The sequence below is a fragment of the Kiloniella sp. EL199 genome (assembly GCF_900313065.1).
Lineage (GTDB): Bacteria > Pseudomonadota > Alphaproteobacteria > Kiloniellales > Kiloniellaceae > Kiloniella.
In genome coordinates, this window is the sequence record NZ_OMPU01000013.1 from 268,737 (window position 1) to 279,542 (window position 10,806).

The following is a 10,806-nucleotide window of genomic DNA, read 5'->3' on the forward strand; positions in this document are numbered from 1 at the left end:
CCCAGAAAATCTTACAGAATGAGTCAAGCACGACACTTATAGAGGAATGGAACACACCAGCATCGCAAGGCGCTAATTGCTATCATCGAAAAGAAATTTGAGAGTAGCAAATAAAACCAAGGCTCTTTGCTAAATCAAAGAGCCTTGGTTTACATACCCAAAAAATTCATATCCGCTTCAAAACAGTAATAAGCAAATTTTCCTTATTACTATTTCATTTGTACCATAAAACCTTTTTAAAAGGTCTAATTAACAACTGAAGAAACCCTTTATCTTGTGCTCCTTCAACACCGATTGGCATGCCAATTGTTCTTTGCCCTTTGCTTTTTGAGCGAAAAATCCTATCCCAAAAGCTAAACACTGTTCCATAATTACTATCCGTATCGTGGCGAAGCGCGTGATGATGTACCCAGTGAATAGCCGGTGTGATAATGACCAATGATAAAACTTTCTCAAGCTTTTCTGGTAATTGCACATTAGAATGGTGAAAAAGCGTAGAAATCAATAAAATGGTTTCAAATATTATGACAGACACTAACGGTATATCAAAAACGATAACCACAAAGACTCTCATGAAAGCAGACAGCAAAACCTCGCCAAAATGAAAGCGAAGTGCCGAAGTTGTATCCAAATTTGTATCCAGATGGTGTATTTCATGAAAACGCCAGAGAAACGGGGTTTCATGATTGAGACGATGCCACCAATAAATCAATCCATCCAAAAGAATAAGATCAAATATAATACCTGCACTGCCTGACAAAAAATCTGGTCGCCAACCAATAGCATGAGACGTTGCCCAAGCCGTTAGCGGTATAACAACCAGCGGAGAAAGAATTAAATTACAAAACCATAGGCCAATGTTTCGCCTGACTCTAGCGGGAAAGAACTTCTCAAACCATCCACCTATTTTTATCAGAGGTTCCGCAGGAAAAGCTCGCTCTAATACAAAAAAAACTAAGAGCCATAGAAAGACAAGCCCTCCTTTATAGGCCAGTAATACCTCTTCTAGTGTTTCCATTTACACATCACACAACATTACGTTCATTGTCAGGTCATCATTCTCATAATTTCACTGTTCACTTACCTGGTTATTTTCTTTCTTCGCAAAACCAGAACAGACTTGCACTGAATAGCCTAAATAGTACCATCACAAATCAAGTTTTCATGAACATATTTGATTTAAAAGCCCAATGACGAATTCAGTACTGCCAATTGTTGGTGTATCTGCCTGTCTTTACAAAGCTGATACTCCCAAACCCTATCACGCGGTTGATGATAAATATTTACGCGCTGTTGCTGTGTCCTCAAATACAATGCCGGTAATCATCCCCGCTCTTGGTAATCTGTTGGATATACCCAAGCTGGTTTCAAAGTTAGACGGTATTATGTTAACCGGCAGTGCCAGCAACGTTCACCCTGATCGCTATAATACACAGCCATCCCCCGAAGCTGAGCCCTATGATCCCATGCGTGATCAGACCACCTTTGCTTTGATTAATGAAGCCTTGAAGCAGGAGGTACCTCTTTTAGCTATCTGTAGAGGGTTTCAGGAGCTGAACGTAGCTCTGGGTGGCAGCTTGCATCCTCAGGTCAGCAAGATCCCCGGGCGCATGGACCACAGTAGTCCGGATACAAAAGACATGGATATCGATTATGGTCCTAATCATACGATCTCTATCGCACAAAATGGATGTTTATTTAGTATCCTGAAAAGCAATGAAGCAAAGGTAAACTCACTCCATTATCAAGCCATAAATCAACTTGGCAATGGTTTGGTCGCTGATGCCATAGCCAAGGATGGAACAGTTGAAGCTATTTCCATGCCTGAACAAAATTCTTTTGTATTGGGCGTTCAATGGCATCCAGAATACAAGGCCGCAGATAACAATGTGTCAAAAGATATCTTCAAGGCTTTTGGGAACGCTGTCAGTCATAGAGTAAAATAATTTCAAGTCTATATTAACTCGCTCCAGGAAGTTTATATTACTTCAGTCTCTGACAGGCTTTCTTTTTTGCCTGTTACAAAAATCTTTATTTTCTGTGGAGTCCCTGACGATAGTTTCAATTTTAACGACAAATTATTAATTATTACAGGAATATGTGCTTATTAGTATAAGTATATTAAGAATATAATCCTGTAACTTAAATTTTATCCACAGGTTTATTGAAATCCCTACTGGATGGCTTATCTTAGAATCATGTCGCCTCCTACCTCACTCATGGCGACGTTAAAGGAACTGGAATCCCCCCTCCGGTTCCTTGAAACTCTGCGAAGAAGCGGGAACACCTGGTTAATCCCCCCAATCAGGTGTTCCTTTCTTTTATTTTTACAATCTGTATGGTAAAGTTTTTAAAGTTCTGCATTTATAATGCTGATCTTGTTCAATCAAATCACTCTTCATTTCGCATTCGAAACAAAAAATAAAAATTATTCCGCATTCGAAACAAATTCATATCGAATGCGGAATAAAATCATTACGTGCATGGAATAAATTTATGTCCCTTCGTATTGCTACTTGGAATATCAATTCAATCAGACAACGTTTAGGTCACCTCAAAGACTTTACCGATAGCCATAATCCAGACGTTCTCTGCCTGCAAGAAACAAAGGTACAAGATAGTGAATTCCCACTATCAGATATAAAATCAATGGGTTATGAAGAAGTCTTTTTCCATGGACAAAAAAGCTATAACGGCGTTGCTATCCTGTGCAAAAACGCTGTTGAAAAAAATGAAAAAATCGTTTGGTGCGAAAAAGATGATCGCAGACATCTATCAGTTACGTTAAAAAATGGCTTGGAAGTGCATAATTTTTATGTTCCGTCAGGCGGCCCCATTCCGGATCCGGAACAAAATGATAAATTTGCTCATAAACTTCAATTCCTCAAAGAAATGGCAAAGTGGGTCAAAAATCCTGATACAAAAGAGAAAAAACTAATCCTTGTTGGCGATCTTAATGTCGCCCCATTGGAAAAGGATGTCTGGAATCACAAAAAGCTCCTAAAATCTGTTGGGCATACTCCTTTGGAGAGTGAATTGATGGCAAAACTTAGAAAATCGGGTGATTTAATTGATGTTGGCCGTCACTTTGTTCCTGATGATCAGCCTCTCTACAGTTGGTGGGGATATCGTTATAAACCCTCTTTTGAAAAAGATTACGGCTGGCGGCTAGATCACATTCTAGCAACTCAAAGTCTGAAATCCGCTTTGAAGAATTTTGAAGTTGTCAGGCATACACGTGGTTGGGAAAAACCCTCTGATCACGTTCCAAATATCGTGGATATTGATATCTAATTTTTCGACATCAGAGGATTTATAACTCACTTAGCACAGGTTCACGGGGAAGTAGCTCGTGCCAAAGTGGATACCCCAGTAGAAGATTGGGCCATCAAATAAAACACGAAACAATAGTTATCATTTAACCCGTTTTTTCTGCCAATGCATTCCGAGCTTCAGTCAATTGGCTAGTCGTATGATCAATACGATGTGCCAGCACTCGCATGACCTCGACACCCATTTCCGGGAAGTCCATTACCATATTGAAAAAGAGTTCTTTGGTAATCTTTAATGTTATCAGCTCTGATTTGGCTTTAATGGTCGCTGTCCTTGGCACATCACAAAGAATTGCAATCTCGCCAACAAAATCGTTTTTCCCAAAAGAAGCAACAACAAGGGGCCCGTCATCAGTGTCAACAATGACATCCGCTTCTCCCTCGATAAAGATGTAGGCGGCATCTCCTGCATCCCCCTGATGGAAAAGCTCTTTTCCTTCTTTAAAAATCAGGCGTTCACTCGCAAAAGCCATAAGCTTTAACCTTGAGGGATCAATATTCGCAAAAAGCGGAATATTCTTTAGGGCTTCAACTTCTTGTTCAATCGACATCTATTTTACATCCCTGTGACTTTATTCGTCATCAATAAGGCTTTTTAAAACCTTACCATCCTTGTTTAATTCGTCGAAACGACCACTCTCGACAACTTTTCCATTCTGCATGACAATGACATATTCAAAATGTTGCGACAGACTTGCCCTTTGCAATGTCCAGCAAATCCCTCGATCTTCCTGAGCTTCCATAATAGAAGGCACCAGTCTGTTCTGGCTTTGGGAATCCATAACAGCTGCTGCTTCATTCAAAATGAGCAGATCAGGACGCTTGATCAGTGATCGGGCCAAAGCTAGCTTTTGGCGCTGAACACTACTCAAACGATTTCCGGCAATACCGACATTAAATTCAAGTCCAACTTCTATGACTTCGGATCGCAACCCCAGATCATCGAGAAGCTCTGTCATAACCCGACCTATTGTCGCACCTGCTTCGGCACGCCCATAAGCCAAACGACCAAAAAGGATATTATCCTGGATACTCGCTGCAGAGTTATAATTATCGGGGTCATAAAACTCTACCGCATTCGGATCACGGCTTTCCAGCTTTTCAGCAAAGATCTTCCGGGCTTTAAGAATTTTCTCTTCAACATCTTTAGTCACAAGTCCAAGACGATGGCGAGCCTCGACATAATCGAAAGGCAGATACATCAAAGCTTCCCGGTCAGAATCCGAAATATCAGAAAAACTGCTCTTGTCCGCACGTTTAACAATTTTATCGAATTCAGGCAGATCGTCAGCGGATATAAAACTGAACTGCTCAAAGAATTGATGAGACGGTGGAAGCCCCATAAAGAGTTCAACCATCGTACGGGCAATAGAAAGGCCCATATTATAGATGCGATCTCTTAAATCTGCCTCTTCTACTGACTCCCTGAGAATAGGCATGGCCAGTAAATTATTGCCCGCGTATTGTTTTTTACGTGGTGTACCAAACAAGAGATTTTCACGTAACGTTGCATTATTGTTATAGCTTTCGGGATCAAAAGCGATAACGAGATCTTCCTCACCAGTCGCTTTCAGATGTTCCTTCAGCGCAATTCGTGCCCCCAGAATACTTTCCGCGATATCCGGGCGATTCTCACTGTCCACAATCCCGCTCAACCCAAAGCGGTATACATCCTCTTCCAGATCCACATGCCTTAAAACCTCTGTTACACGCGGGATCAATTCCGATGATTCACAGATCCCAGCAGAAACAAAATCAACCCATTCTCCCTTTGGGTTGAGCACTGTATTCCCCGTACGCAATGCTTCTTGCTTTTCACGAACGAATTCTGCCTCTGAATTTGGTAACCGGGACGGATCATTTATCATCCAGTTCCGCAAGCCATAAAAAAGGTTATCCATAACAGACAAGGGAAAAAGATAAGCCTCTGACCCTACATAGGAAATGCGACGCCCGGTTATCGCCGAAGGTAACTTTGCTATCGGTTGCCCACCTATTTTAACCGATCCCGAGGACGATTTAACCAAGTTAGCCAATACAAGCCCTAAATATTCCTTACCGCTGCTTGCATTTCCAACAACTGCAATTTTTTTATCAACCCCAATGGTAAAGCTAATACCTTCCAAAAGCTTGTTTTCACTCTCGTCTATCAGGTTAAGATTGCTTGCAACGATATCCCCTGTAAGTGCAGGACTGTGTCCCTCCTCAAGGCGTTGCATTTCTGCTTCGATCATACCACTTGGCTGAAATTGCTCTGCGACCTGCTCGTACTTGATCTGTACATCATTTCGTTGCTGATCCCAGTTAATGAGATCTTTGATAGGAGGAGGCAAATCTTTGTAAGCAGCAAGAACAGCCACAAGAGTACCAATCTCGAACTGCCCTGTAATAACCAGATATCCGCCCCCCAGGTAGAATATAAAAGGTGTTATCTGTGCCAGTAAGTTGTTTAAAAATTTAACAAAAAACTTTCGTTGATATATTTCATATCTGATTTTGAAAATCTTACCCAACCGGCTAGATATTTCGGCACGTTCATAATTACTGGTATCATGTGCCTGAATTTCTACAGCACCTTCGACCAGTTCACTAACGCGCCCCGCCAAGGCACGTGCCGTCATTTGACGTTGCCGCCCAAGATTTAGGATACGTTTGCGGAGTTTAGGGATAAGAAACGCCTGGACGAGAACAATACTCATGGCAACAATGCCAAGCCATACGTTCTGAACCATAATAAAGATCAGCGCCGTAAGCGCCTGCCCACCAAGGAAGAACGGCGTTACGATAGCATCCCCGATAAACCCGCCAAGAGGTTCAACTTCATCTTTCAGCATTGTTGCAATTTCCGCCTGCTTAACGCGGCGGCTGTGCATGACTGGGAAACGAAGAATACGATCCGTTAACTCATAACGCAGTCTTCGGAGCATCCGTTCGCCTAACCGACCTTTCAAGGTATTAATGACAAACTTAAAAAGTCCATTCACCAATACCAATCCCAGAAAAGAAAAGCATAAAGCAATTAACAAAGAGATTTGCGTTAAATCAAAACCTTCAAACAAAACAACTGTATGGCCAAAAATTTCTTCACCAAAAGGAAGCTCAAATCGCATGAAAGACAACGTCGAATTGATGTCAGCGAAATTCTGAGAGTCAACCGCGCGATTTATGATACTTTTGGGTAAATCCAGCGAAAGGAAATAAAAGGGCATCGATGCCAACACTAGAAACAGGATCTTTAACTGATCTTGTTTGCTATGTTTCCAAATATACTTGAAAAGTCGTTGTTCCATTGCGTCCCAGATCCCCCGCACCCGGCTTTAAATGAATTAAAACCATAGCCAATACATTTGTATTTCAAACAGGTTACAAAATAAGCCTTAAACTCTAATGAGTAAACAAACTACAAAATTTAATACTTGAGATCACCCAGCCTAGCCGAAGTACAAATCGGGGTAAACTCACAGAGATAAACACATTGTTATTCGTTGTGTAATGCTCAAAGCAAAAAACCATATTAACCTGATAAAACTGGATATGTGGAATTATTAAGTATACCTCTCTGACAAAAGAATTTTTAATAACAAATGATTACATTAAGCTTGATTTAACCACCTAAGAAAAATTATATCAAAAAGCTCTATTCGCACATTCTTTCTTGGGTCCTGGGAATGAAATGTGGCATAGTCGCCAACATTACCGAGGGGAGCAAAACCATTACACAAGACAGCACACATATTGTTGATGACCATAAAAGCACACGTGTCCTGATTTATAGTCACGATAGCTTTGGTCTGGGCCATTTACGGCGCTGTCGAGAAATTGCCCATACTTTGGTAGAAGAGCATAAGAACCTATCTGTTCTGATTTTATCCGGTTCACCAATCATCGGATCTTTTGGATTTAAAGCCCGTGTTGACTTTGTCCGTATTCCCGGAGTCATTAAACTCAGAAATGGCGATTATACTTCGCTCAACCTTCATATTGATATTGAACAAACCCTGAGTATCAGATCATCCATTATCAAACATACCGCAGAATTTTATGATCCGGATCTCTTCATTGTAGATAAGGAACCACTGGGGCTAAGAGGTGAAGTAGAAGACACACTTCGCCTGCTAAAAAGCCGCGGTACTCCTTGTGTGCTTGGTCTCAGAGATGTCATGGATGATCCAGATCTTCTTTCAAATGAGTGGGAGCGTAAAAATACAGCACCTGCCTTGTCAGAATACTATGATGACATATGGGTCTATGGCCTGCCGCAAATATGCGACCCGCTGGACGGTATTGATCTCCCCCCATCCGTCCAAAGAAAAATGACCTATACTGGCTATCTGCGTCGGACCGGGGGCAATGATGTTCCCATGCCCGTACTTGAAAAAATCGACGAAGAAACGCCTTATTTACTCGTAACTGTCGGTGGTGGTGGTGATGGTGAAGAAATCATTGATTGGGTCCTTTCTGCCTATGAAAGTGACCCAAATCTTCCTTATCCAGCACTGATTGCTCTTGGTCCTTTTATGAATAGTGACCTTCAGCATGACTTTCAGGTTCGCGCCAGCAAGTTACCTAATGTTGAAGCCATAACCTTTAACGCCCAGTTCGAAAGCCTTGTCGATAGAGCCATCGGCATCGTCGGCATGGGTGGATACAATACATTCTGCGAGATCCTTTCCTACGACAAGCGTGCACTCATCGTGCCAAGGACTGTGCCCAGAATGGAACAGTACATCCGGGCCAGCCGTGCCCAGGAACTGGGTTTGGTTTGTATGCTCGAAAATGATGGCAAACGCGATCCACAAAAAATGGCCACTGCCTTAAGGAATTTGCCTCAACAACATTTACCATCTGATGTCGTTGTCCCGGGTTTGCTTGATGGCCAGAAAAACGTCATCAAACTTGCTGATCACTGCTTCAAAGCCAAACTTTCGAAACTGGGATTGATCGACAAGCTATCAAAAACAAATTAACCCCACCTGCTGGATTATGCTCTTCATCAAAATATTTCTCTCCCAAAAGCATACAGCAGCAAAAGAGATATAATCCAACGGTATGAAAAAAATAGCCGTAATCCTAAAGGGTTACCCACGCCTTTCTGAAACATTTATCGCACAAGAACTTCTGGCTCTGGAACAACGCGGGCTAGACTTGTCATTGGTCTCATTGCGCCACCCTACGGATACGTCCACACACCCTATTCATCAGGAAATCAAGGCACCTATTCGTTATCTGCCCGAATATGTCTATCAAGAACCTTTACGAGTTTTACAAAGCTGGTGGAAGGTTCGAAAGTTGGCCGGGTATAAAAAGGCCTTTTCCCTGTTCATCAAAGACTTAAAACGCGACCGAACGCCAAATCGGATAAGACGTTTTGCCCAAGCCTGTGTTCTTGCCGCTGAATTACCAGAGGAGGTCGATTGGCTCTATGCACACTTTTTACACACCCCCTCCTCTGTAACGCGCTATGCATCCTTTATGCGGGGTATTCCCTGGTGTGGATCAGCCCATGCCAAGGATATATGGACATCACCAGAATGGGAACTTAGAGAAAAGCTGTCTGACATTAAGTGGTTAGCGACCTGTACAAAGTTTAACGTGGACTATTTACGAGGCTTAACCACCGACAAAAGCCGTGTAGACCTAGTCTATCACGGTCTTGATTTTGACCGTTTTGATAAAACAGCGAACAGCCACTCTCTGAATGACGGAAGTTCAAAAGATAAAAGCGTGACCTTGATATCCGTCGGGCGGGCGGTTGCCAAAAAAGGCTACGACGATCTACTGAAAGCTCTTTCCCTTTTACCACCAACCTTACATTGGCACTTCATCCATATCGGAGGTGGAACATTAAGTAAGGATCTGAAAAAACAAGCTGAATCACTAGGTATTAACGATAAAATCACCTGGATGGGTGCTCAACCTCAGGAGGTTGTTCTGGAACAATATCGAAAAGCAGATCTTTTCGTATTAGCGTCCAGAATCACCGAAGATGGTGATCGTGACGGCATGCCAAATGTGCTTATGGAAGCACAAAGTCAAGCTCTGGCCTGCCTTTCAACGAATATATCTGCTATACCTGAGCTTATTGTTAACAACGAAACGGGTATACTGGTTCCACCAGAGACCCCGGATGCTTTAGGTGATGTCCTCCAGAAACTCATCGAAGATCCCGCACTCAGGGAAAAACTGGGGAAAGCCGGAGCAAAGCGCGTGAGAGGTGAGTTTTCCATGAAACAAGGCATAGATCAGCTTTTTAACCGGTTCACGGCACAATAGTCAGGCGATAGAAATGCGGATTGCTTTTTACGCCCCTCTAAAATCACCCCGCCACCCTACGCCATCGGGCGATCGCCACGTTGCCAGATTACTTATCCAAGCCTTGGAAACACAAGGGCACGAGGTTGAAATAGCGTCTCATCTACGAAGTAGAGACGCAACAGGCGATCAAAATCGCCAAGCCAGACTAAAGAAGATAGGCAAAAAACTTGCCGCGAGATACATAAAGAAAATCCAAAATAAACCAGAAAACCAGCGTCCTGATATCTGGATCACGTATCATCTTTATTACAAGGCGCCAGACTGGATTGGCCCCCTTGTATGTGATGCGCTCAATATTCCCTACATTCCCATCGAAGCATCTATCGCCAACAAACGGGCAAATGGTCCTTGGGATTTAAGTCACCAAGCCGTTGTCGCAGCAGTAAATCAGGCAGAGTGTGTCATCAGCCTTAATCCACATGATACGCACTGCCTGCCTGAAAATATAAGAAACTGGTCCCTGCCACCCTTTATTGTTCCCGACCCAATTATAGCAAAGCGGGAAAATTGGTCACAATGCCGAAAAACTGTTGCCGAACAATATGAGCTTGATCCGCATAAACAATGGTTACTCGCAATTGCCATGATGCGCCCGGGAGACAAACTGGAATCATACAAGGTGTTATCGAAAGCCTTGCGCGGTCTTCCAGACTTGTCCTGGCAATTGATTATTGTAGGAGATGGGCAGGCGAGACCTGACGTGGAAGCTAGCTTTATATGGGTACCAAAGACCAAAATCACCTATACTGGTCAGCTTGATTCCAATGAACTGGCAACAATCATTCCGGCGTGTGATATCTATACCTGGCCTGCGGTTAATGAAGCTTATGGTCTGGCTTTTCTTGAGGCTCAGGCTGGTGGATTACCTGTCATTGCGGGAAATACAGGCGGGGTGCCAGCAGTGGTTGCAGATGGCGAAACTGGCCTGCTGACAACACCGGGAGACCCCGTAGCATTTGCCGCAGCGCTTAGAAGTTTACTAACCGCCCCCGTTCGTCGTAGAGAGATGGGGAAATCTGCCGCACAAAAAGTCGAAGCAATGCATAGTCTGATGACAGCCGGGCAACGATTGGATGCAATCCTGGCGACATCCAGAAAAGGTTATATAGAACCCGGGTTACCTCTGTTGGATTATGCAAAGAAAAACAAGACATTATAA

At 42.9% G+C, this 10,806-nt stretch carries 8 protein-coding genes; 5 read left to right on the top strand and 3 right to left on the bottom strand.

Annotated features, from left to right (window positions below):
• Positions 1–214 precede the first annotated feature (214 nt).
• On the bottom strand, positions 215–1,018 hold the full coding sequence (locus tag D9A03_RS16110; RefSeq protein WP_120498236.1) for a sterol desaturase family protein: 804 nt from the start codon (positions 1,016–1,018) through the stop codon (positions 215–217).
• Positions 1,019–1,190: 172 nt separating this feature from the next.
• Between D9A03_RS16110 and D9A03_RS16115 the strand changes: the two genes are divergently transcribed.
• Positions 1,191–1,946 (top strand): gamma-glutamyl-gamma-aminobutyrate hydrolase family protein, encoded by a 756-nt coding sequence (locus D9A03_RS16115; RefSeq protein WP_120498237.1) that lies wholly within the window; start codon positions 1,191–1,193, stop codon positions 1,944–1,946.
• Positions 1,947–2,496: 550 nt separating this feature from the next.
• Positions 2,497–3,294 (top strand): exodeoxyribonuclease III, encoded by a 798-nt coding sequence (gene xth, locus D9A03_RS16120; RefSeq protein ID WP_120498238.1) that lies wholly within the window; start codon positions 2,497–2,499, stop codon positions 3,292–3,294.
• A 124-nt stretch (positions 3,295–3,418) separates the two neighbouring features.
• Here the strand turns inward: xth and D9A03_RS16125 are convergent, their stop codons facing one another.
• Together D9A03_RS16125 and D9A03_RS16130 are read right to left on the bottom strand one after the other, a co-directional pair.
• Positions 3,419–3,883: a cyclic nucleotide-binding domain-containing protein gene (locus D9A03_RS16125; protein WP_120498239.1), complete on the bottom strand. Its 465-nt coding sequence runs from the start codon at positions 3,881–3,883 to the stop codon at positions 3,419–3,421.
• A 21-nt stretch (positions 3,884–3,904) separates the two neighbouring features.
• Positions 3,905–6,541, bottom strand: coding sequence for an ABC transporter transmembrane domain-containing protein (locus tag D9A03_RS16130; RefSeq protein WP_162938204.1), 2,637 nt, complete (start codon positions 6,539–6,541; stop codon positions 3,905–3,907).
• Between the two features lie 459 nt (positions 6,542–7,000).
• Here D9A03_RS16130 and D9A03_RS16135 point away from each other — a divergent pair, with 459 nt between their 5' ends.
• From D9A03_RS16135 to D9A03_RS16145, 3 genes are all read left to right on the top strand, one after another.
• Positions 7,001–8,299, top strand: coding sequence for a glycosyltransferase family protein (locus tag D9A03_RS16135; RefSeq protein ID WP_174233662.1), 1,299 nt, complete (start codon positions 7,001–7,003; stop codon positions 8,297–8,299).
• A gap of 82 nt (positions 8,300–8,381) precedes the next feature.
• Complete coding sequence (locus D9A03_RS16140; protein WP_120498241.1) at positions 8,382–9,605, top strand: glycosyltransferase family 4 protein; 1,224 nt, start codon at positions 8,382–8,384, stop codon at positions 9,603–9,605.
• A 13-nt stretch (positions 9,606–9,618) separates the two neighbouring features.
• Complete coding sequence (locus tag D9A03_RS16145) at positions 9,619–10,806, top strand: glycosyltransferase family 4 protein (protein WP_120498242.1); 1,188 nt, start codon at positions 9,619–9,621, stop codon at positions 10,804–10,806.